22 protein-coding genes and 1 riboswitch are annotated in these 23,240 nt (G+C 39.6%); of the genes, 11 read left to right on the top strand and 11 right to left on the bottom strand.

Features of this window, described 5'->3' with window-relative positions; genetic code table 11:
- Positions 1 to 130: 130 nt before the first annotated feature.
- The 3 genes from GQR56_RS05165 to GQR56_RS05155 all read right to left on the bottom strand — a co-directional run bounded on the left by GQR56_RS05165 (position 131) and on the right by GQR56_RS05155 (position 2,736).
- The gene (locus tag GQR56_RS05165) at positions 131 to 859 is read right to left on the bottom strand and encodes a CBM9 family sugar-binding protein (RefSeq protein ID WP_024613033.1); all 729 of its coding nucleotides are present in this window, start codon (positions 857 to 859) and stop codon (positions 131 to 133) included.
- Between the two features lie 67 nt (positions 860 to 926).
- Positions 927 to 2,006 (bottom strand): MBL fold metallo-hydrolase, encoded by a 1,080-nt coding sequence (locus tag GQR56_RS05160; RefSeq protein ID WP_166109376.1) that lies wholly within the window; start codon positions 2,004 to 2,006, stop codon positions 927 to 929.
- Positions 2,007 to 2,079: 73 nt separating this feature from the next.
- Positions 2,080 to 2,736 carry a DUF2959 domain-containing protein gene (locus GQR56_RS05155; RefSeq protein WP_024612582.1) on the bottom strand — a complete coding sequence of 219 codons (657 nt, stop codon included), beginning with the start codon at positions 2,734 to 2,736 and terminating at the stop codon, positions 2,080 to 2,082.
- Between the two features lie 87 nt (positions 2,737 to 2,823).
- Between GQR56_RS05155 and GQR56_RS05150 the strand changes: the two genes are divergently transcribed.
- Together GQR56_RS05150 and dtd are read left to right on the top strand one after the other, a co-directional pair.
- Positions 2,824 to 3,729 carry a virulence factor BrkB family protein gene (locus GQR56_RS05150; RefSeq protein ID WP_024612581.1) on the top strand — a complete coding sequence of 302 codons (906 nt, stop codon included), beginning with the start codon at positions 2,824 to 2,826 and terminating at the stop codon, positions 3,727 to 3,729.
- Entirely contained in the window at positions 3,730 to 4,167 is a 438-nt protein-coding gene (dtd, locus tag GQR56_RS05145) for a D-aminoacyl-tRNA deacylase (protein ID WP_024612580.1), read from the top strand. It abuts the gene before it with no gap.
- Here dtd and GQR56_RS05140 read toward each other — a convergent pair.
- Positions 4,164 to 4,877, bottom strand: a complete 714-nt coding sequence (locus GQR56_RS05140) for a methyltransferase (RefSeq protein WP_024612579.1) — start codon at positions 4,875 to 4,877, stop codon at positions 4,164 to 4,166. The genes dtd and GQR56_RS05140 overlap by 4 nt on opposite strands.
- A 235-nt stretch (positions 4,878 to 5,112) precedes the next feature.
- Between GQR56_RS05140 and GQR56_RS05135 the strand changes: the two genes are divergently transcribed.
- On the top strand, positions 5,113 to 6,006 hold the full coding sequence (locus tag GQR56_RS05135; RefSeq protein ID WP_024612578.1) for a bifunctional GNAT family N-acetyltransferase/hotdog fold thioesterase: 894 nt from the start codon (positions 5,113 to 5,115) through the stop codon (positions 6,004 to 6,006).
- A 70-nt stretch (positions 6,007 to 6,076) separates the two neighbouring features.
- Here the strand turns inward: GQR56_RS05135 and GQR56_RS05130 are convergent, their stop codons facing one another.
- The 5 genes from GQR56_RS05130 to dapA all read right to left on the bottom strand — a co-directional run bounded on the left by GQR56_RS05130 (position 6,077) and on the right by dapA (position 11,301).
- Entirely contained in the window at positions 6,077 to 7,114 is a 1,038-nt protein-coding gene (locus tag GQR56_RS05130; protein ID WP_024610394.1) for a phospholipase A, read from the bottom strand.
- A 214-nt stretch (positions 7,115 to 7,328) separates the two neighbouring features.
- Positions 7,329 to 8,450: a succinylglutamate desuccinylase/aspartoacylase family protein gene (locus GQR56_RS05125; protein ID WP_166109375.1), complete on the bottom strand. Its 1,122-nt coding sequence runs from the start codon at positions 8,448 to 8,450 to the stop codon at positions 7,329 to 7,331.
- A gap of 5 nt (positions 8,451 to 8,455) precedes the next feature.
- The gene (locus tag GQR56_RS05120) at positions 8,456 to 9,661 is read right to left on the bottom strand and encodes a PLP-dependent decarboxylase (protein ID WP_166109374.1); all 1,206 of its coding nucleotides are present in this window, start codon (positions 9,659 to 9,661) and stop codon (positions 8,456 to 8,458) included.
- Entirely contained in the window at positions 9,661 to 10,401 is a 741-nt protein-coding gene (locus GQR56_RS05115; RefSeq protein ID WP_024610397.1) for a 2,3,4,5-tetrahydropyridine-2,6-dicarboxylate N-succinyltransferase, read from the bottom strand. The genes GQR56_RS05120 and GQR56_RS05115 overlap by 1 nt, the downstream gene beginning before the upstream one ends.
- Before the next feature lie 15 nt (positions 10,402 to 10,416).
- Positions 10,417 to 11,301: a 4-hydroxy-tetrahydrodipicolinate synthase gene (dapA, locus tag GQR56_RS05110; protein ID WP_166109373.1), complete on the bottom strand. Its 885-nt coding sequence runs from the start codon at positions 11,299 to 11,301 to the stop codon at positions 10,417 to 10,419.
- Between the two features lie 191 nt (positions 11,302 to 11,492).
- A riboswitch (Lysine riboswitch) is annotated at positions 11,493 to 11,693 on the bottom strand.
- 192 nt (positions 11,694 to 11,885) lie between these two features.
- Between dapA and GQR56_RS05105 the strand changes: the two genes are divergently transcribed.
- The 6 genes from GQR56_RS05105 to GQR56_RS05080 all read left to right on the top strand — a co-directional run bounded on the left by GQR56_RS05105 (position 11,886) and on the right by GQR56_RS05080 (position 20,430).
- Positions 11,886 to 12,581, top strand: a complete 696-nt coding sequence (locus GQR56_RS05105; protein ID WP_024600032.1) for a DNA-3-methyladenine glycosylase I — start codon at positions 11,886 to 11,888, stop codon at positions 12,579 to 12,581.
- Between the two features lie 11 nt (positions 12,582 to 12,592).
- On the top strand, positions 12,593 to 14,002 hold the full coding sequence (locus GQR56_RS05100; RefSeq protein ID WP_166109372.1) for a protein adenylyltransferase SelO family protein: 1,410 nt from the start codon (positions 12,593 to 12,595) through the stop codon (positions 14,000 to 14,002).
- Positions 14,003 to 14,393: 391 nt separating this feature from the next.
- Positions 14,394 to 15,464 (top strand): OmpA family protein, encoded by a 1,071-nt coding sequence (locus GQR56_RS05095; RefSeq protein ID WP_024610401.1) that lies wholly within the window; start codon positions 14,394 to 14,396, stop codon positions 15,462 to 15,464.
- Positions 15,465 to 15,754: 290 nt separating this feature from the next.
- A complete protein-coding gene (acnB, locus tag GQR56_RS05090) occupies positions 15,755 to 18,352 on the top strand; it encodes a bifunctional aconitate hydratase 2/2-methylisocitrate dehydratase (protein ID WP_166109371.1) in 2,598 nt (865 codons plus the stop codon).
- Between the two features lie 200 nt (positions 18,353 to 18,552).
- Positions 18,553 to 19,185, top strand: coding sequence for a 2OG-Fe dioxygenase family protein (locus GQR56_RS05085; protein ID WP_166109370.1), 633 nt, complete (start codon positions 18,553 to 18,555; stop codon positions 19,183 to 19,185).
- A gap of 9 nt (positions 19,186 to 19,194) precedes the next feature.
- Entirely contained in the window at positions 19,195 to 20,430 is a 1,236-nt protein-coding gene (locus GQR56_RS05080; protein WP_166109369.1) for a cysteine desulfurase-like protein, read from the top strand.
- An 18-nt stretch (positions 20,431 to 20,448) separates the two neighbouring features.
- Here the strand turns inward: GQR56_RS05080 and GQR56_RS05075 are convergent, their stop codons facing one another.
- On the bottom strand, positions 20,449 to 21,153 hold the full coding sequence (locus GQR56_RS05075; RefSeq protein ID WP_024610403.1) for a 2OG-Fe(II) oxygenase: 705 nt from the start codon (positions 21,151 to 21,153) through the stop codon (positions 20,449 to 20,451).
- A gap of 24 nt (positions 21,154 to 21,177) precedes the next feature.
- Here GQR56_RS05075 and GQR56_RS05070 point away from each other — a divergent pair, with 24 nt between their 5' ends.
- Together GQR56_RS05070 and GQR56_RS05065 are read left to right on the top strand one after the other, a co-directional pair.
- Entirely contained in the window at positions 21,178 to 21,576 is a 399-nt protein-coding gene (locus tag GQR56_RS05070; protein ID WP_166109368.1) for an acyl-CoA thioesterase, read from the top strand.
- A gap of 144 nt (positions 21,577 to 21,720) precedes the next feature.
- Entirely contained in the window at positions 21,721 to 22,236 is a 516-nt protein-coding gene (locus GQR56_RS05065) for a sigma-70 family RNA polymerase sigma factor (protein ID WP_166109367.1), read from the top strand.
- Between the two features lie 78 nt (positions 22,237 to 22,314).
- Here the strand turns inward: GQR56_RS05065 and GQR56_RS05060 are convergent, their stop codons facing one another.
- A complete protein-coding gene (locus tag GQR56_RS05060) occupies positions 22,315 to 23,199 on the bottom strand; it encodes a metallophosphoesterase (RefSeq protein ID WP_166109366.1) in 885 nt (294 codons plus the stop codon).
- Positions 23,200 to 23,240: the final 41 nt, after the last annotated feature.

Raw genomic sequence — 23,240 nt, 5'->3', positions numbered from 1 at the left:
AAAGAGGGGCAGCTTAAACAGCCGATAATGCAAAGCCCCAGTGTTTGTTGGTAGGGTATTTTTTCGTTGGGTTTCGCTGCGCTCAACCCAACCTACTTAATTATTTTGTTGGTGGTAGTTAGGTAGTAACTTACTTTTTAGGAAGTAGGGTGATTTTGCCAAATACATCTGCATCTATAAATCCACGGTTTCTGTCGCCGTTTACTGGCTGTACTTCGTGTGAGCCCATAAAGTGCTCGCGCACGTCGCTGCCATCGTTATCACAGTACGCTAGCATAAAACCTATTACTTGCTTTTCGCTAAGTGTAATTGGGGTGTTTTTAGCACCTTCTTTATAATCATTAGGGTAGAGTTTTATCGCTACTTCCCAGGTGATGTTAAAGGGCGCGGTGGTGTTGCGCTTCCAGTTACTAACTAGGTGGTCGGTATACAAATGGGCTTTTTTATCAGGTCCGTAATCGGCGGCTTGGTTATCAAGGCCAATATGGTACGCCAAAGCGGTGTGATTAAATTGATGATTACCGCCCGATGCATCGCTATCAATAAATACTTCAAGCGCATCGTCATCCCAATATTTATACGTTGGATCGGCGTGTGTATCTATTAAAACGTCATCCACAATATCGGCTTGTAGGTATAGGTAGTTTTGATCCCACAGTAAACGGTAACGCCCTTTAAAGTCAGCATCGTTTGATGGCAGTGTGCCATCCATTAAATAAGGCATGTTGTGCCAAGCAGCTTTATCCCATGCGCTTTCTGATACGCCATCAATAGTAATAGGGGTTGCAGTGTGTTCAACATCAATGGCCATTACGGGGGCGCTTAATAAAAAGCTAAAGGCGAGTGCTAATTTTTTCATTAATTTCTCAATTTTATTGTGTGCTTGTGTTGACGTAATACCTATCCTAAAACAGCTAAGTAATTAGTTACAGTGAAATACTTTCGCCTTCGTTTAAAATATACAGCGGTGTTTTAGCATCCATTTTTTTAACCATGTGTAATAAACGTAGCAAAGCAGAGTGGCTAGTATGGTCGCCCATTTTCCAACTTGAGTTACCATACCCCCACGGTATCATTACTTTGCAGTTAAGCTCTTGTGCTGCGTTTAGCGCGTCTTCTGGTGTGGTGTGAACGTAGCGATAAAATTTACCACTGTCTTTACTGTAGTAAGATGCAATAGGCATTAAGCACACATCAATATCGCCATATTTTTGCTGTATATCTTTAAAGTGTTTTGAGTAGCCTGTATCGCCTGAAAAAAATAAGGTGCTACCGTTTTGTTCGAGCAGCCAGCCATTCCATGCGTCTTTATTATTATCTTCGTAAATAAAGGGCACTAATACGCGAGCGCTAAAATGATGAGCTGGCACGGCATTAATAACTAAGTCGTCAATGCTGGTTGTTGAGTACCATGGCATTTCGGTAATATTAAAACCGCCGGTGGGGAAGTTGTCGGCCATACCGAGTGGTGTTAAATAGCGAGGTTTATTGCCAATACTTTGTATGTCGGCTTTATTAAAATGATCGTAATGAATATGCGAATACATTACCGCATCAATATTTTTGAGTTCTTGATCACTAGGCCAAACGCCTGCTTTACGATAAATACCACCACCAAGTTTAAAGCCAAGCGCAACTGGAGAATCAAATTGATTTTTTACCGGATCAAACAGCACACTTTGAGCATTTGGGGCATTAATTATAAAACTAGCGTGGCCAAGCCAGCGAACAGTATAGCCAGTATTAAGCTGGGGCTTAGTTTGTTTACCCTGATACTGGCAGTTTTCACTGCCTGTTTTACATAATAGATCAGGATGGGCTGGGTAGCAGTTTTCAGTACAGGTAGTGGGATATGTTTTTTCACCTGTGTATAAATTTTTATAACGACCGTTTTTATCGTTAATAATTATAACTGAGTCGGGGCTGGTAATACGGTTAATATTATTAGGTGCGGCGCAGGCAGTTAGTAAGCATAAAAGCGTTGTTACGATTAAAAAGCTTTTCATTGTTAATTCCTTTTAGCATGCCTTTAACATAAAAAAGCCTGCAGCTAAGCAGGCTTTTTAAAGTAAAAAATGATTAGCCAGCGCTATTCATTTGCTCAATAAATTTATTTGAATCGGCAATTGATTTATTCATGTCGTTCATTAATACTTGAATATCACGCTTAAGGTTAGTGAATTCACCTTTAATAGCTGATACCGCTTGCGCATTTAAGTTATGTTTTAAATATAAAACATTATCATGAAGCGATGTTAATACTGGTTCCATTTTGCTTTCTGCGCTGCGCATAGAGCGTAATAAAGTGCTAAATTGACGCTGTGTGTTAGCTAGCTTTTTACTGCTTTCGCGTTTAAGCGATGCGCTTTTGTATTGTTCAAGCTCGTCGCTCCACTCATCAAATAGCGCTTCAGCTACGTCTTCTACTTTATCGATGTTAGTCGACACTTCGTTTGCTGCTTTTAAGCTCGACTCGTAATCGTCATTTAATGCGTTGTACGCGTCTTGTAATTCACCGCCTTTAAAATCGATAAGGGTGGTTAGACGCTCAAGCGCTGATTGAAACTCTTCTTGAGATTCTTGTTGTGAGTCTTTGGTTTCTTCTACGCGGTCGATAAGAATATCGCGTTTGTGTACACCTACTTTTTCCATCGCAGAATAATAAGCCGATTGGCAACCTGATAAAGTAAGTGTTAGTACAAGCATTGAAACACTAAGTAATGTTTGTTTTTTCATTTGAATTCCTGTTTACGAGCGTTAGTGCTGTAAATTATGGCGCTGATTGTTATTATAATCAAAACTATATAAGCACAAGTCAATTGTATGAATGATAAGCTCTCACATTACAAACAGCAAGTTAAGTCCTTTATGCGTCAACAGCCTGGCTGGTGGATGCAGTACTTTAACCGTTGTATAGATGATCAAATAACGGTTAACGCTGGCTACTTAGCCTACGTTACTTTACTTTCTTTAGTGCCGCTTATTGCAGTGGGTGTTGCTATATTTTCGGCTTTTCCGGGCTTTGAATCTACGCGCATGGAAATTGAGAGCTTTTTGTTTACTAATTTTGTGCCCACCTCTACCGATGTTATTAGAGAGCACATTAGCTCATTTGCCGGTAACGCTAACCAAATGACGGCGGTAGGTATTGGCTTTTTAGCTGCAATTGCATTGCTGTTAATACGCAATGTAGATGCCACACTAAATCGAATTTGGCGCATAAAGAAAAAGCGCCCAATGATGATCTCATTTGCTGTTTACTGGATGGTTTTGAGCTTAGGACCTATGTTGCTCGGTGCTAGTATTGGTGTTACTTCTTATATTGTGTCTTTGGTATCGTTTGCTGATCAGGGCATTCCTGGGTTTAGTGGGTTTTTGTTAAAGCTATTACCTTATGGTATTTCAATGATTGGTTTTATTATGCTCTACACCTTAGTGCCTAATACAAGGGTGTCGTTTAAAGCTGCCGTACCGGGGGCATTATTTGCGGCACTTTTGTTTGAGTTAACTAAAAAAGGGTTTGCACTTTATATTAGCCACTTTCCTTCGTACGAAGTTATTTATGGCGCAGTAGCAACTATTCCTATTTTGTTTGTGTGGGTGTATTTGTCGTGGATTGTTGTTTTGCTTGGTGCTGAGTTTACAGCATGCATTAGCCCAAATGATATTCCCGAAACACCAGAGCTTGAACTTGAAGATGATGAGCCAACAGCAAAGGACAAAGTTTAAATGCAAGGTTTAATACAACGCGTAAAACATGCCAAAGTAGAAATTAATAACCAAGTAGTAGGCGAAATTGGCAATGGTATATTGTTGTTGCTAGGCGTTGAAAAACACGACGATAAGCAAACTGCAGATAAGCTTTTACATAAGGTGAGTAATTATCGTATTTTTACTGACGAAAACGACAAAATGAACCTAAGCCTTAAAGATATTAAAGGTGAGTTGTTAGTAGTTTCGCAATTTACTTTAGCGGCTGATACTAAAAAAGGAATGCGCCCTAGTTTTTCATCTGCAGCTACGCCAAGCCAAGCTAACGAGCTTTACGAGTACTTTGTTGCTCAAGCTAAAGAGTTGGGGATTACAATAGCCACAGGTGAGTTTGGTGCCGATATGCAAGTAAGCTTGTGTAATGATGGACCCGTTACGTTTAACTTATCTGTTTAAGCCTCTTTTTTAGTAACCACAACAATATGATTTACATAGCCCGTAATTTTTTGCGGGCTGACGTTACAACCAAATACATCGAGTAATAGCAGCTGAAGTTGCTTTAATTGCGACTCATGCTGCGATAAAAAGTTAATAAATAGCACGCCGTTGTTATTTAACGCTGAGTAGATTTTTTTATAAAATGCCTCTTCAAATAAAAATCGAGGCGCGTCTATTTGGCTAAACAAATCTAAAATAATCCAATCAATATTTTTCGCACTTTTTAAAATTTGCTGTGCATCGGCGCAAAGTAATTGCTCATTTTTATTTGACGAAAAAAACTGGGTATAGCAATCAATAATATCAGCGTTTTTTTCAACGGATGTAATGTTTGCTTGCGGGTATTTATGAGATAAGTAATTACGAATAGCACCACCGCCTAAACCTAGTTCAAGCACTTTATTTGGTGCAGTTAAGGTTTGCCACTGCAAAGCTAAGTGTTGTAAATGGGGTAAAAGTAAACTGCGCGGGTTTGTGGTATCAATAACTGATTGTAGCGTGTTGTTAATTAACAGCCATCGTAAATTACCATGCCCGCGCACTTGAATGTAGTCGCCATTATATTTATGCCAATAAAGTAGCAGCCCTTCGCTGTGGCTGTTTTCAATAAAGTGGCTGTTAATTAGACCTGTAGATAAATTGATATAGTCGTTCATGCTCTTTAGCATAAACGAGCTTTATTAAAGCGCAATGGTCAGTGTCATTAATTTTTTACGTATTGCATAGCCATCACCAAAGTCGTATTTGCAGTTTTTTTAAGATGGAGTATTGTATTTGCTATAAATAATACCAACCGACTTAATTTTATTGATTTTTTAGCGCGCTAAGTAACCAATGAAATTAGTATAGAGCCGTAGCCTTTTTTGACTTTTATTTACGGCTTATATAACAACAGGAGTATGTATGTTTCAGGTAAGCACCCCACAAAGTAGCGAAGATTGGCAAGCCTATTACCAGTTGCGCTGGCAAGTTTTACGCGCGCCTTGGGGCGAGCCTCGTGGCTCTGAACAAGACGATATGGAACAAGACTCTGAGCACCGCTTTATAAAAAATAAAGAAGGCGAAGTGCTAGGTGTAGCACGTTTGCACTTTAATAATCATGAGCAAGCACAAGTGCGTTACATGGCGGTTGCAGAGGGTAATCGTAATCAGCATATTGGTAGTCGTTTGCTACATGAGCTTGAAAAAATAGCATGGACACAAAGTGCTGATGAACTGGTTTTGTTTGCTCGCGAACGTGCCCTTGAGTTTTATAAACGCCACGGTTACGAATTAAAAGAAAAAGCGCATTTAGCGTATGGCGATGTACAGCATTTTAAAATGGTAAAGCAAAAGCCATGTGAGCCAGGTTGGTTCCGTCACCCCAATTGGACGCAAGTTCTACAAAATACGTGGCGTGAGTCTATTCCAATTAGTGACGCAATGGGTATTAAGGTAGAAAGCTATACCGATTGGCAATTTACAACCAGTGCAGACCTAGACGCTAACTTAAACTTACATAACACGATGTTTGCAGGTTCTATTTATAGCTTAGCAACACTTACCGGATGGGGCGCTACGTACTTAGCACTTAAAGAAGCTGGGCTTGAAGGTAATATTGTATTAGCCGACGCTAACATTAAGTATTTAAAACCCCTTACTACAGACCCACGAGGGTGTGTTGATATTCAAACATGTAAAGGTAAGCTGAGCGATTTAGAAACAGACGGAAAGGCTAGTTACCTTGTCCCAGTCACTATTTTTGATGGCGATGATATTGTTGCTGAATTTGAAGGGCAGTTTGTAGTAAAAAAATAACTATTTAATTGTTCTAAACAAAAAAGCCAAGCAATGCTTGGCTTTTTTGTGCGTAAAACTTAGGGAAGTATTACAGCAGATCGGTTAATAATATACCTACACCAATACGCTGTATATCGGCATTGTAATCAATTAAGCTTTCGCCATAGCCGTTAAAGTATTGTGCGTAACCGCGCATACGACCCCATAAAGGAAATGACCAATCTAGCTGAATAGCACCGCGATTATCTGAATTTAAATTATTACGAGTCATAAAGCTAAATTCATGCTCATGAAAGCGATACGCTCCACTAAATTCAAAGTAACCCATATATTTATATATATCAGGGTTATCGTCGCCTTTAGCATCTAAAATATCTTCTTTTTCGTCCTCAGCTATGCGATACCAAGGTTTGAAGCTAAAAACAAAGCCTTCATTTTCCCAAATAAAGTCAGCATAAATACGGTTCCACGAGCGAGAGTTTGGCTGGCTGCGACCATTTGATTGATGTGAAATACCTAATGAAATTGCCATTTCGTCGCCCCATAATACGTTTTCTGGGTCGAGATAATTTATCCAAAATATTTCTGGCTCATAGTTAGTTTCACGAAATGGTGAAGAAATTTCTGAGTTATAAAGCTGCCAATATGACTGAAGTGTAAAACCAAAAAATATGGCTTGGTCTTCATCAGAAAAATTATCATAAAGAGGCACTTTGATTGAAAGCTGATATTTTGCTTCTAGGTTATCGAGTGGCTCGCCATCGTTATCATCTGTTAATTCGTCAAAACCATCGAAAGGACGATCGTTTGGATGTGATACATACGAAAGAGGTAAAATATAGTTACGTTTGTGTGGTGTAATTACATTTCTATTTTTTTTACCCACTTGCTCACGTGCTTGGCGTTTATCAAGCGCGGTAAGTTGTTTGTCTTCTTCAAGAGCTGAACATTTTTCACGTAAATCGTCGAGAGTTTGTTTGCCATCTCCGCCGATTACTTCATTTAAAATACACTGCTTTACAAGCTCAATATCGTTATTTTGCTCATTTGTAGGAGCTTCATCTTCTTGTGCGAAGGCAGCTGTACTTATTAAAGCAGAAAGAGTGATCCAGTGGCGCCAGCTCATTGTAATTCCTTTGTGAGTTCGGTGGGTTAGTACGTTAATTTGATTATAACGCCTTTTTACATATGTAACGGTGAACTTTTACTGAATTTGCTCTCAGATTTTATTTTATACGTATTAGAGATAAATACAGATCAAAAAAAAAGCGGCCTAAGCCGCTTTTCTAATGCAAATTAACAACATAGTTAATTTACTCTCACGCAATGAGAAGGGTGAGCTAAAGCTCAAATACGTTAGTAAAAAATTTATAAAGTTCAGTGCCTTGGTTAACACTTGCAGATGCAAAGTGCAGAATAGCTATTGCATCACAATCTAGGGTGAGCGTTTGCAGTGGTTGCTCGCTTAAGTAGCGTTCCATTCGCAAAATATTAGCAATAGGCTCACCGGCTTTAATGTGTCCGCCAAGTGGTGCTATGTATTCAACCATACCGCCAATGGGGGCGTAATAAGCAAAGCAGTCATCTAAATTACACGCATAGCGGGTTATATCAGCTGGAGTGTGCGTTGCATTTTGTAAAACACCTTTGTGATTTAAGTAACTTAAAATGCTGTTAGCATCGTTTAGTGCTTCTTTTAAATCTATTTTTTCTTGGCTGCCGAGCTCTACCGTAAATGCTTCTACAGGTATTGATAATTCACGGCCTTGCTCGCTAAGTGCATCACTTAAATACCACCATGGGCAAAAGTTAGCTTCGTCCATAGCGCCGTCAAAATCACTAGGGATAAGCAATACATGTTCAATATTAAAATAACGCGCGCTGTCGGTTGCATAGGTTGGGCAGTACAAATGCTTGCTTGAAATAGGACCTGTGTGTAAATCGAGTACTATATCAGCCTGATGAGCGAGCTTTTGTAAGTTAAGCGCAATGCGTTTACCCGTATTAAGTAAATAAGCAGGACCGTTGAGCTTGCTGTCTACTTCGTCAATAAGCGCCTGTTTGAAGTTACTTTTTAATGTAGCGTCGTCATACTGAGTATGATTTTGTGCAAACTGTGTCACTAAATTTTTATTGTAGTGATACATGCGATTCCAATTAGTACCCGTAATCGGATCGAACCTGCCAAGGGTAAACTCGCCAGATTTTTGATTACAACCAATTGGGTTAGCATAAGGTACTAATGTAATATCGCCATTAAGGTTTAAGTTTTTTAGCTGCTCAAGTAGCTGAAAAATAACCGCGTTACCTTGCACTTCAGCGCCATGCATATTGGCCTGAACATAAACACTAGGTCCTGTGCCATCACCTTTTAAACGATAGACCGGAATTGTAAGCGGTAAGCCGTTTGCAACTTCCCCTACTACAATGTTCTCTTGGCTGATGTGTGTTGTATTACTCATGCTTATTACCTTAAGTAGTGGCTGGCATTTTCGGCTTGGCGAACGCAGGTAAGTTTACCGTTTTGTAATGTGTACTCGGCGGCTAGCTCATGGCATAAAAAATACGGCATACTTTCGGTAAAGCCGTAAGCACCGCATTGGCTAAACACTAGCCAGTCGTGCTCATTTAAATCGCTTGGTAGGTTATGTTCACCTAAGCAATCAAGCGCTGTACAAAGCGGGCCGTATAAAGTGACCGCTTGAGTTTTTGCACTGGATTCACGCAGTAACGCAGCTGGAAAGTCTTGGCTGGTAACAGCAGGGCGTAATAAGTGATTTATACCGCCGCTTAAAATTACTTGCTGTTGATTATAGTTTTGTTTGCGCTCTATTACTGGGTTTGCGTAATGACCACATTCGCCCACGGCATAACGACCAAGTTCCATCCATAACTCATCTACACCCGCATCATTTTTAATTTTAGCGAGCGCAGCTATTAAGTCATCCCAATCAAGTGTTGTTTCGCTTTGTGTGTAGGGAATACCTAAACCACCACCTAAATCGAGAATTTTAAGGCTGATATTTAAATCGCCGGCAAGTTGGCTAAGTGGTGCAATCATTTGTGACCACAATTCGCTTAGCTTTTGCGTGCTAAGCATGTTGCCCCACTGAAAAATATGTAAGCCGTCAAACTTAAGTGCAGGGTAGTCGGTTACATTGAGCGCTTGCCACTCATCACAACCCAAACCAAATGGTGTGAGGCTGTCGCCGCCCAGTGGGTTTTTTTCACCTTCAGGCCAGCGTAATTGCACTCGCAGTAATACTTGTAACTGCGTATTTTGTAATTGTGCTTGTTGGTTTAACCAATGTACTTGATTGAGGCTTTCGGCTACGAATATACGCACGCCGCGCTCAATAAAGTGTTTAATTTGTTTAGGGCTTTTTGCAGGCCCTGTGTTGAGCACGCGCTGTGAGCTAATACCTTGTGCTAGTACTTGCTCAAGCTCACCTTTACTTGCTACGTCAAAATTAAAACCAGCGTTGTCTAAGCTTTGAATAATTTTAGACAATGGATTTGCTTTAACGGCGTACCATAGTTTTACGTCGGTTTGCGCAACTAAACGCGCAAGATGCGTGTTTAGTTTATCTAAGTCGTAAACAAAAAAAGGTGTATCAAGTTGTTGTGTAATTGTATTTACAGCGGCTTTGATAGGCGTGCTCAAAAAACTCATTATCGTAAAACCTCTTCAAGCAATAACGATGCATCGCTTTTCTCGTCGCGGTATTTAACAATTAACGCACACGACATACTTAAGCCTTGCTCGCGCGCCCATTCGTTTGAAGCAGGGCGAGAGCCTGGTATTACAATAGCGTACTCAGGGATTGGCTCGCCTTTATCAAGTTGGCGCTCGTTTACGCAGTCGTATACCGGAATAGTCGCTGATAAACGCACGCCAGGGGCAAGTACTGCGCCTTTTTTAATGACTACGCCTTCAACAATAATACAGCCTGCACCAATAAAAGCATCGTCTTCTACAACGACTGGGCTTGCACCAATTGGCTCAAGTACACCACCAAGCTGCACTGCAGCACTTAAATGTACGTTTTTACCTACTTGCGCACACGAACCAACTAATGCATGGCTATCAACCATTGTGCCTTCGTCGATGTATGCACCAATGTTTACATACGCTGGTGGCATAATAATGGTGCCTTTAGCAACATAAGCACCACGGCGAACACTAGAGCCACCTGGCACCATACGTACGCCATCTTCAGTACTAAATTCTTGCGGAGCTAGGTTATGCTTATCAACAAAGCCACCTGCAAACTCAGTATTAGTGCCATTTTTAAAGGCTTCTAAAATGCCTTGTTTTACTTCTACGTTAGCTTGCCATTGGCCGCTTTCGTTTTGTGATGCTGCGCGTACTGCGCCCGATTCTAAATTATTTAATAGTTCTAACCAGCTCATTATAAAAACCTGTGTTTAATGCCAAGATAAAATGGTGTTGTTTGCAGTTGTGATGCAATCGGTTTGAGTTAACTCAAGGTGTGTTAAAGGTGGACGCAATTGCGGGCTTGTTAATCGCCCTTGCAAATGCATTAATACCTTTACGGGAATAGGGTTTGCGACAGCAAATAGGCTATTAATAGCGCTTGACCACTGAGCAAATAAATTAGGGTATTGACCGCTTAAACTACGCTTTACAAATTCATGCGTTTGCACCGGCCATGCGTTTGCAGCTACTGACACTAAACCTTTTGCACCTGCTTGTGCAAAATATGGCATTAGCGCATCGTCGCCACTAAAAATAGCTAAATTAGGCGCTGCTTGTCGATAAGCCTCAAACTGAGCAATGCTGCCGCTCGCTTCTTTTAACGCCCATAAATTTTTATTGTTTTGTAGGTTTTGAATTGTTGCCGTTGGAATGCTAATAGCACTTCGACCCGGTACGTTATAAAGCATACACGGGTGAGCGCTTGCATTAAGTAGGCTTTCAAACCAATGGGTTTGACCTATAGCACCGGGTTTTGCATAAAGCGGCGAGCCAAGTAAAAAGCTATGAATAGGTAGTTTATTACAGTAGTTAACCCACTCAATTTGTTGCTTTAGATTACTACCGCCAACAGCAACCATTAATGGTACCGCTGGTTTTAGTTGGCACACGTGTTCAACAATGGCTTGTTGCTCTTTTAGCGTTAGTGCTAAACCTTCGCCTGTACTGCCAAGTAGTAAAATACCGTTATGTGCCGCTTCTTGATCGCTAACCAGCTTGGTTAACGTGTTGTAGTCAACATCGCCGTGTTGATCAAATGGCGTAACGAGCGCGGTCCACAATGAGTAGTCGTTTAAATTGAAGTTGTTGATCATCTCTCACGAACTTATAATTTGTACCAATTTTATTAAAAACGTGATCATTTTAGCGATAACTAATTTAATGCAATTGGTATTATTCGAAGAGTTAAAAAAGCTTTATGGAAGGAGCCGCATTAACGTCGTTCGAACTAATAATTCGAAGAGCGAATGGGCTTAAAATAATAGGGCGCACGGCCTTAATATTTAAGACCAGAAGCTCTCCACCAAACTAATAAGCTGCTTTTTATAAGCAGCTATTGGTGACAGTCGCTAGGGTTCAACCTAGTCGCCCGAAATAAACACCTCGCAAAAGTGATTACTTCTCGGCGTTAATTCCCCTCACGTATGTTCACTGGAGTTTGCGCTCCTAACATACGCTACCTGAATAACGCACCTCTTCTAGCCCTTTGCACCTGTTTGTAGAGTAAAAACTTACAAGCCTGTGCAATTTAAATAGGGTAATTGCAGCGATTAAAGCATTTTAGCCATCTGGGTGTCAAGCTACTAAATACAGATTAATTCATCGAAAAGAGGGGTGGTTACGTATTGGGTGCTTTTCTCGTACACTAGCCCCATAGTAGAAGTAAGGCATTAATCAGATGGAAAAATTTAGCGATATTTATAAGCGAGCGGTAGAGCGAAAAGGCTCTGAAAAAATGCTTAAGTTATTACTTGCAAAACCGCTATCTAAAAAACAACTAAGCACGTTAAGTGACGACGATTGGCTTGAAGAATTTACTCGAAAAGTATTTCAAAGCGGCTTTTATTGGTCAGTAATTAATAATAAGTGGCCGGGCTTTAGAGAGGTTTTTTGGGATTTTAGCGTTGATAAATTATTAATGATGCCACCCGATATGCTAGAACAAAAAGCAACGGATGAGCGTATTGTTCGTAACTACAAAAAAGTAAAAACAATTACCGAAAATGCTTACATGATCCACGAAATAGCACAAGAGCATGGCAGTTTTAGCCAGTTTGTCGCTAATTGGCCAACAGACGATATTATTGGTTTATGGGCGTATTTAAAAAAGCATGGTTCGCGTTTAGGCGGAAATACAGGACCTTATGCGCTGCGAGCACTTGGTAAAGATACCTTTTTATTATCACGCGATGTAGAGAATTACTTACGTGCTCATAAAATTATAGACGGTGGCTTACAAACTAAAAAGTCACTGAGTGCAGCCCAAGCTTTTTTTAATGAAATGCAAAAGCAAAGTGGTTTAAGCATGCAAGAACTAAGCTTAATTGTGGCCTATGGTGTAGGCGATAACCGTGTTGGTATAAGCCAGCAATAATAGGAACTATCATGAAATTAGTGCCAAGATACACAGACATTACGGAAAACTTTGCCATTGAAGATTTTCCTGCAAGTGTTGCCTCTCCTCAGTTATTGCTGTGGAACGATGGTTTAGCAAAACAATTTAATATTAATGTTGCTGACGACTTACGTGCCAATATTTTTAGTGGTAACGAAAAACAGGCTATTCCTGCAGTAGCACTTGGTTACTCTGGGCACCAATTTGGGCATTTTTCACCACGTTTAGGTGATGGACGAGCGCATTTACTGGGCGCTATTAATGATGATAAAAACCAGTTGTGGGATATTCAATTAAAAGGCTCTGGTGCTACTCCTTACTCAAGAGGGGGAGATGGACGTTGCGCACTTGGTCCTGCTATTCGTGAATACGTAATGAGCGAGGCAATGCATGCACTAGGCATTAAAACCACACGTTGCTTAGCGGTCGTTGGTAGTGGTGAAACGGTTTATCGTAATCCACCACAAGCAGGCGCAATAGTTACTCGTTTAGCAACCAGTCATATTCGTGTTGGCTCGTTTCAATATTTAGCGACGCAAGGCGATGTTGAAGGGCTTAAAAATTTAGCCGATTTAGCTATAGAGCGACACTACCCAGAAATAACCGATACAGGATCGCAGCGTTATTTAGCATTTTTAGGGGCTGTCATTAAAAACCAAGTTAAATTAGTTATCAGTTGGATGCGTGTTGGTTTTATTCATGGAGTAATGAATACCGATAATACGCTAGTGAGCGGGGAAACCATTGATTACGGTCCGTGTGCGATGATGAACAGCTTTGACTTTGATACTGTATTTAGCTCTATTGATAAACAAGGGCGTTATGCATTTGGTAATCAGCCTAATATGGCAAATTGGAACTGTGCTCGCTTAGCTGAAAGTTTAATACCTCTTATTAGTGATGATGACGAGCAAGCTGTTTCGCTAATGACGCCATTTATTAATAGTTTTGCTGAGCAATTTAATACTGAGTTTACGGCTATGTGGGCGCAAAAGTTGGGTTTAAGTGAAACTACCGCTAGTGATAGCGAGTTAATTGCTGAGTTATTGACACTATTAAAAGACAATCAGCTCGATTATACCAATACTTTCGATGCATTAACTGAGTCGTTAAATGGTGAGGTGCTTATACCTAAAGCACTAACACTGTGGGTAAATAAGTGGCAAAGTAGAACTAATGATAATAGTTATAAAATAATGCGAGCAGCTAATCCACGTGTTATTCCTCGTAACCATGTGATCGAAAAAATAATAGCGGAGTATAATGATACTGGTGCAAGTAAGTTGCTACAAAACTTTATACAAGTAGCAAATAGTCCGTATTCAGAGAGTGAAAATTTACCTGAATTTCAGACAGCACCATTGAGTGATAATGATTACCGCACTTTTTGTGGTACTTAATCATTAACTTTAAATGTAACTCCATGATTAAAAAGAGTCATTTTTAATCATAAATACACATAATATGTAGGGTAATGTAAAATCTGGTGGTATTATGCGCCGACTTAAAGCCAAGCAATTTTTCTGTGCATTACTAAGTGCATTTAATTTAATTGCTCTTACATTCCCTGCTGAGTATCAATTTACAAAACCACTTTATTTATTTTTACATTAAGGCTTTAACTTCGCCTATAGTAAGTAGTTGTGTGTTGTTATTAAGCATTGAAGAAAGTTATAAACTTTATTTTTCGTTAAGTATTGATTAACAAAAGCTCAGGTAGTCTGTACAAAACTGGTTGAGCTAGAGTTCATTAGCTACAATTTATTAGTTGTTAAAAATGGGAAGAAAACAATGAAATTAAAATCACTTACAATTGCAATCGCGCTAGCTGCAACTAGTGCATCTACATTCGCTGCAGATAAAGAACCAGGTTATTACATTGGTGTGTTTGGTGACTACTACGACGCATCTTGGAAAAACTTAAACTTGCACCAAGACCTAGAAGTTAATGAGTCTGCAAGCTGGGGTGCTGAAGTAGGTTACCGTTTCAGTGATTACTGGAGTGGTCGTCTTGAGTATGCAGATATGGATTTCAACGCATTTTTAGCAGCACCATTTCCAAATGGTAACCGCGATGATGAAGAAGGCGAGCGTTTTGGTGTTGATGCACTTTACCACTTTGGTGGCGGTCCTTTCTACGGTTTATTCGGTGTTAAGGAAATGCAAGTAGCTACAGATAATACTTTCCTAAATGCAGGTGTTGGTTACCAACATTTCATTACAGACGGTTTATTTGTTAACGCTGAAACATCTGTATACCAAGGTCTTGACCGTGGTTACACTGACGTAGGCGCTAAATTAGGTATCAACTACTTATTTGGTCAAAATTCTATGCCAGAAAAGCCTGTTGAACCAGCTCCACAACCTACTGTTGTTGAAGTGCCAGTAACTCCAGCAGATAGCGACAACGATAACATTGCTGATGTAGACGATAACTGTCCTAACACACCAATGACAGATGCTGTTGATGGTAATGGTTGTACTTTATATGAAGATAAAGAAGTAACTGTAAGCTTATTAGTGACTTTCCCTAACAATGCTTCAGCTGTATCTACTCAGTATTTAGATGATATTGAAAAAGTATCTGCTTTCTTAAAAGAGTACCCAGATACAACAGTACTTTTAGAAGGTCACACTTCTTCAGTAGGTAAAGCATCTTACAACAAATGGTTATCTAAAAAACGTGCTGACGCAGTTGCTCAACAATTAGTTGAAACTGGTGTTGCTAAAAACCGCATTACTACAGCTGGTTTAGGTGAAGAGCGTCTTAAAAATGATGCAAACACTAAAGCTGCAAACGCAGAAAACCGTCGTGTAGAAGCGCATATCAAATCTATCAAAAACGTTAAAGTTTTACGTTAATTAAATAGTTTGTAATAAAAACCCAGCCAAGTGCTGGGTTTTTTATGCTTGTAATAAATTAACATTGGTTAATGGTAATGATTCTTACTTAATAAGTATTCATGAAAATAGTTTTTACTACAACCACTATTCATAGTATTTATAATCGGTATAATCAGTTGCGTAACTGGATGGATTTTCATCTATCCATAAAAGCTTTATAATTACGCGTTAGAATACTATAAGTATTGGGTAATATGTTGCGCTTGAAGCGCTACCGGATACTTTCACGTCACCAAGAGGGCAATATTGTGCTACAAGAATATCGTAAACACGTAGAAGAACGTGCCGCGTTAGGTATCGTACCAGCGCCATTAGATGCTCAGCAAACTGCTGATCTTATTGAATTAATAAAAACTCCACCTGCAGGTGAAGAAGAATTCATTTTAGATTTGTTCATTCAACGTATACCAGCAGGTGTTGATGATGCTGCTTATATTAAAGCGGGCTTCTTAGCCGCTGTATCTAAAGGTGAAGCTAATTCTCCACTTGTTTCTAAAGAAAAAGCGGCAGAATTGTTAGGCACAATGCTTGGTGGCTACAATATCGCACCAATGATTGACCTGCTTGATGACGAAACACTTGCACCAATCGTAGTTAAAGGCCTTTCAAATACATTACTTATGTTTGATGCGTTCTACGATGTAGAAGAAAAAGCAAAAGCCGGTAATACATTTGCTAAGCAAATTATTGAGTCTTGGGCAAATGCAGAATGGTTTACTAATAAGCCAGCTGTTGCTGAAAAGATCTCAGTTACTGTATTTAAAGTAACTGGCGAAACAAATACTGATGACTTGTCTCCTGCACCAGATGCATGGTCTCGTCCAGATATCCCACTTCATGCTTTAGCAATGCTAAAAATTGAACGCGATGGTATTACACCTGATAAAGCGGGCGAAGTAGGTCCAATTACTCAGATTGAAGAATTAAAAACTAAAGGTTTACCACTTGCTTACGTAGGTGATGTTGTTGGTACGGGTTCTTCTCGTAAGTCTGCAACTAACTCTGTACTTTGGTTTATGGGCGATGATATCCCATTCGTACCAAACAAGCGTGTTGGCGGTGTATGTTTAGGTAATAAAATTGCTCCAATCTTCTTCAACACAATGGAAGATTCAGGCGCATTACCAATCGAATTAAATGTTGATGAACTCAACATGGGCGAGCAAATCGACATTTATCCGTACGAAGGTGTTGTTAAGCAACATGGTACTGATAAAGTGATTTCTACTTTTGAGCTTAAATCTGATGTGATTTTAGATGAAGTTCGTGCTGGTGGTCGTATTCCACTAATCATTGGTCGTGGTTTGACTGATAAAGCCCGTACATCTCTTGGCTTAGGCGCAACTGATACATTTAAAGTACCAACAGCAACAGAAGTTTCTGATAAAGGCTTCACACTAGCGCAAAAAATGGTTGGTAAAGCTTGTAACGTTGCAGGTATTCGCCCAGGTCAGTACTGTGAGCCTAAAATGACAACTGTTGGTTCGCAAGATACAACAGGTCCTATGACACGTGATGAACTTAAAGATCTAGCATGTTTAGGTTTCTCTGCAGATTTAACAATGCAGTCTTTCTGTCATACATCAGCTTATCCTAAGCCTATCGATGTAAGCACTCACCATACGCTTCCTGATTTCATCATGAACCGTGGCGGTGTTTCACTTCGTCCAGGTGATGGTATTATTCACTCGTGGTTAAACCGTATGTTATTACCAGATACCGTAGGTACTGGTGGTGATTCACATACACGTTTCCCATTAGGTATTTCATTCCCAGCAGGTTCGGGTGCAGTAGCATTCGCAGCAGCAACCGGTGTTATGCCACTTGATATGCCTGAATCTATTTTGGTTCGTTTTAAAGGCGAAATGCAACCAGGTATCACTCTACGTGACCTTGTTCATGCAATCCCTTACTACGGTATCAAACAAGGTTTATTAACAGTTGAGAAAAAAGGTAAAATTAACGAATTCTCTGGTCGCGTACTAGAAATTGAAGGCGTTGAGCACCTAACTGTTGAGCAAGCGTTTGAATTATCAGATGCATCTGCAGAGCGTTCGGCAGCAGGTTGTACTGTTAAGTTATCTAAAGAGTCTATCTCTGAATACCTAGAATCAAATATTGTTATGCTTAAGTGGATGATTTCTGAAGGTTACGGCGATGTACGTACGATTGAACGTCGTATTACTGCAATGCAAGATTGGTTAGCTAACCCAGAACTAATGGAAGCTGACGCTGATGCAGAGTACAAGCATATCGTTGAAATTGATTTAGCTGAGATTAAAGAACCTGTTCTTTGTGCTCCAAATGACCCAGATGATGCGCGTCTTCTTTCTGATGTTGCTGGCGAGAAAATTGATGAAGTATTCATCGGTTCTTGTATGACTAACATTGGTCACTTCCGTGCTGCTGGTAAGTTACTTGATGGCTTTAAAGGTCAACTTCCGACTCAGCTTTGGGTTGCTCCACCTACTAAGATGGACAAAGACCAACTTACAGAAGAAGGTTACTATGGTATTTTTGGTCGTGTTGGCGCACGTATCGAAACTCCAGGTTGTTCACTATGTATGGGTAACCAAGCACGTGTTGCAGATAAAGCAACGGTTGTGTCTACCTCTACACGTAACTTCCCTAACCGTTTAGGTAATGGCGCAAACGTATTCTTAGCATCATCTGAGCTTGCTGCAATTGCTGCAATCATTGGTAAATTACCAACAGTTGCTGAGTACCAAGAATATGCTGCGAAGATCAATGCAACGGCGTCAGATACATACCGTTACTTGAACTTCCACCGTATGCCTGCTTACACTAAAAAAGCAGACAACGTGATTATTCAACAAGCTGTATAATTTTTAGAGTTTGTTTAAAAACCCGCTTAGGCGGGTTTTTTATTGGCTAAAATAAATATTAGATAGTTCATGCTTCTTTTTTTATATTATTGTATTAAATCTAATCTTAAGTTGCTTTTAAAGTAATTAATCGCGCAAAAATTCCTATCAAAATGCATTAAAATCCTCATCAATATTCTCATTATTTTAGGCGAGATTTTATGACAGCATTAAACAACCAGAATTTACTGCAACTACGTTTTGTTAACCAAGCAAATATTGATTTGGTTAAGCCTTCTTTTGATAACCTGCCTGCAAATCCATATGCAGATGGTGCCTTTCGTAAACGTCGTTACTCAGTAGTTAAAATGCAAAATGGTGAAATAAAGTTACAACAAACCAAAGCATTTGTTCAAGACGATTCAATTAATACTTTTCAAGGTAATGTAGAGCGTACTTACGAAAACCTAGAGCAAAGTTTACTTGAGTCAGAAGGCATGAAAAGCATTGTAAATGAGTTTCGCCAACTTACGAGTATTGATGAGCAGCGTGATATTGAAATTCATCAGTTCCGTATGCTTGCAATTAACAGCGATACGCCGGCAGCGCCAGAAGGCGTGCATCAAGATGGTTTTGATCATGTATGTATATGTGGTGTTTCTCACGAGAACTTAGAAGGCGGCGAGCTACTTGTATACGAAAACAAGCAAGCTGAGCCTTGTTTTAAAATGGAAATAAAAGACGGCATGTTTGCATTAATAAATGACCGTCAAGTGTGGCATAACGCAACACCTATGAACAAAATTGATGCTAGCAAACCAGGTTACCTGGATTGTTTTGTATTAACGTCTTAAGGAATAAGCATGAACATAACGCAATTACGTGAGCAGTTTCCTGCATTAATGCAAAACGTTGATGGTAAATCGCCCGTATTTTTAGACGGACCAGGTGGCTCGCAAGTGCCAATATCGGTGCTTAATGCGATGACAGCTTATTTAGGTCATTATAATTCAAACTTAGGTGGCGCGTTTTTTTCTAGTGATAAAACGGTTGAGTTGATGGCGAATGCGCGTCAAGCTGCCGCTGATTTACTTAATGCACCTAGCTCACAACAAATTGTGTTTGGTCCAAACATGACCAGCCTAACATTTAGCTTTAGCCGTGCAATTTCACGTGACTGGCAGGCTGGCGATGAAATAATTGTAACCAATGCCGATCATTTCTCAAATGTATCGTCGTGGCAACAAGCCGCAGAAGATAAAGGCGTAAAGGTAAATACAGCGCTTATTAACGAAGCAGATTGCAGCTTAGATATGGCGCAGTTTGAAAGCTTATTAAACAGCAACACTAAGCTTGTAGCGGTAACTTACGCTTCAAATACCACAGGTTCAATTAATAATATTAAACGTATTGTAGAGCTTGCTCACGCTGTAGGCGCACTTGTTTATGTTGATGCCGTACATTATGCACCGCACGAACTTGTAGACGTGCAAGCACTTGATTGCGACTTTTTAGCCTGCTCTGCATATAAGTTTTTTGGCCCGCATTTAGGTATGGTTTACGGTAAAAAAGAACATTTAGACGGGTTTACACCTTATAAAGTTGAGCCAGCTAAAGACGTAGCACCAGGTCGTTGGGAAACCGGCACACAAAGCTTTGAGGCAATGGCGGGCTTTATCGCGGCTGTTGATTACATTGCAGCAATTAGCGAACTTGACGATAGCCATTCACGCCGCGAAAAGCTAAGTGTTGCTTTTGCTAAAACTAAACAACACGAAATGGCGCTTAGTGAGCACTTTTTAACGCGCTTGGTAAACTACCCACGCATTAAGCTGTTTGGTATTGATGACTTTGATCGCTTAAATGAGCGTACACCTACTTTTGCTTTAATTTTTGAAGGGCTTGAGCCACGCGCCGTTTCAGAATTTTTAGGTAAGCAGCATATTTGTGTGTGGGATGGTAATTTTTATGCCCAAGGTTTGTGCAAGCAATTAGATGTGCTTGATAAAGGCGGTGTAGTGCGCATTGGTTGTATGCACTACAACACCATTAAAGAGCTTGATCAGTTATTTGATTTATTTGATGAGCTGTTAGGTTAATCATATCGTTTTGGTGCGTTAACTCTTTGGCGCACCATATATTTGTTCTGCACGATTAAACAACACCCACGATGTTAAAATATACTTATCGTTTGATACTGGCTTATTACCTCTATGAGTATGTGTAAAGTAGCCTGGGGCTATTACCATAGTGCCTTTTTTAGGTGCGATTTTACGATTTTGATAGTAAAATTCAGTTTCACCACCTTCTTCTACATCGTTTAAATAAAACATAAATAACAACACGCGATGCAAAGCTTCATTATGTTGTAGCTGCGGATAAACCTCACTGTGCCAGTAAGGGTAACCACCTTTATTTACTTCGTATTTTTGCGCTTGAATATTGCCAAGTCTAAAAATTTGCTGCACTAAAACAGGTAGTTGTGGTCTGCCTACTTCATCAAAGTTATCTTGAGTTAAGTCGACAACGTCGCCTGTTTTTGGGTGATAAACTTTTAAGCCAAACGCCCCAATCATCATAAAAATATGTTCTTCAATATAGTTAAAAACATGCTGTGCAGTTGTTTGTTGTATATGTTTTAATTGCTGGGCATATTCGGGATGATTATTTAAATGTAAATCGTGGCTGTCTTTTTTCTTTAAATCGACACCGCCCGATGTCACCCCTTGTTTTACATGTGGGCTTTGCGCGAATGTGGAAATAAAGTTATCGCAAAAATCATTGCTTAGCGCATTATCGTATACGCGAATAAAGTCCGTCATGAGTAACCTTTTATAAGGATTATTATGTTTATTGAAAAAGTGATGCCGCGCTTTAGTGAAACTGATGCGCTTGGACATATTAACAATACCGTACTCCCCGTATGGTTTGAAGTCGCGCGTGGACCTATTTTTAAATTTTTTACACCTGACTTAAATCCACAAGACTGGAAACTGATCATAGCTAAAATAGAGGTGTCGTTTGTAGGTGAGTTATTTTATGGTCACGAGGTGACAGTTAAAACCTCTGTAGAGCATATAGGCACTAGCTCTTTTACGATTAGGCAAGAAGCATGGCAACACGATAAATGCTGTGCGATAGGCAAAGCCGTGATGGTGAGGTACGATTTTATTGCTAAATCAAAGCAAGCGCTTAGCATTGACGAAAAAGCAGCGCTTAATGAGCATATTACTGCTGAGTCATAACTTAGCTAATAAATGACCTTTTAGTGACAAACGCTTGGTTTGTCATATTCTTAGCATAATTGAATGCTAGATTAATCCTCTTAAATATAACGACTAATACAGTTGTTTTTACTTTTTGAACTAAGAGGTTGTTAAAGCTATTTTATGATTATCGAATCATTTTTTGAAAAGTTATATACCGAGCACAATAGTGAACTAAACCGTAGAGTCCGTGATTTTTTTGGGGCAAGCCTTAGCGACCATGAAGATTTAGTGCAGGAGGCATTTAGTAATATGTTGTCGCACCAGCATATTGATAAAATAGAGTTTCCGAAAGCTTATCTGCTTCGTTCAGCTATTAACATTGGTTTAAATTATCGTTCTCGTTTTAAAAATACCCAACATTTTTTAGACGACACCCTCGATAATATTGATGAACCACTATGTACAAAAGGTAGCCCTGAGGATCTATGTAGCATGAATTTACGAATTGAATATATTTCAGATGCGATGAATACGCTTACAGATAAGCAGCGAGACCTTATAGTACGTAGCCGTATTCATGGTGAAACATATCAACAAATTAAAGTGGCAACAGGGTTTAGCCTAGGTGATATAAGCCGCCAAATGCAAAGTGCTATTGAGCAATTGCATAGCTACATAAGTGCCAAGAATGCGTGACTAAGTTCCCTAGCCACGCTAATCCTCTTCTTGTACGCATTATCATATAGAGCCATAGGTTATCTTATTTTATTGCGGTTATTTAATGGGAAGAACCATTGAAGGCTGCCTCCCTTGACCATTAATTTTAAGTTGGGTTGGCGAAAATTCAAGAGTGCTAAATGCAGTTGTATCGGTATCAAGCATCGCATGAAAAGTCACAAAGTGAATGCCGTCTTTTTTTGCGTAATTACCTACATGGTTATGACCATTAAACCATGCTTTTACGGTTGAATACTGGCTAATAAGGGTTAGCACTTCTTGCTCGTTCCATAGGTTATGGTTGTTTTCAGGAAAGATAGGGAAGTGACTCAGTAGTACAACAGGTTGTTCTTTTAGTTGCGCTAATTTTAGCTTTTTTTCTAACCACTTAAGCTGTTTTAAACCAATTGCGCCATTCCAATCTTCGTGCCCTTTATATTGAGAGTTAAACAAGGTCATATTTTGTTGATGTTTTTTACTATTTTTAGGCCATGCGTAAGTGCTCACATCGTTGCCATCTAAGGCAATAAAGAGCCAATTATTTATTTCAAAACTGTAGTAGCGCGATGGCATATTTAAAGTGTTAGTTATGCGCATTTTAAACTTATCATCTACCGAGAATTCATGGTTTCCTAATACATGATAAAGGGGAGTATTAAGCGACGATGATATTGTATTTAACGGGGTAAAACTTTTAAATTCACGGTCGATAAAGTCGCCTAAATGTAATACACCCGATAAAGGGTGTTGATTAAATTGCTCAACCGCAGCGCTGAACTTTTGAGGGCAAGATGTGTAGTGTCGAGTACCTTTATTGGCTTGTTCTGCATATTGGCAATCGGCAATAACACCTAAAGTAAATGTGTCATTTGCAGCAATTGATGGGCAGCAAATTAAAAGCAATAATAAATTAATGAGTAATGAAACAGTGTATTTTTGCATAACTTTTTTCCTTAAAGTTACTGGCTGCAAAAGCAGCCAGT

It is taken from the genome of Pseudoalteromonas sp. Z9A5, from assembly GCF_011378875.1.
In the GTDB taxonomy this organism is placed as follows: domain Bacteria; phylum Pseudomonadota; class Gammaproteobacteria; order Enterobacterales; family Alteromonadaceae; genus Pseudoalteromonas.
The sequence above is the reverse complement of the archived record's forward strand: the minus strand, read 5'-3'. Positions and strand labels throughout refer to the sequence as shown.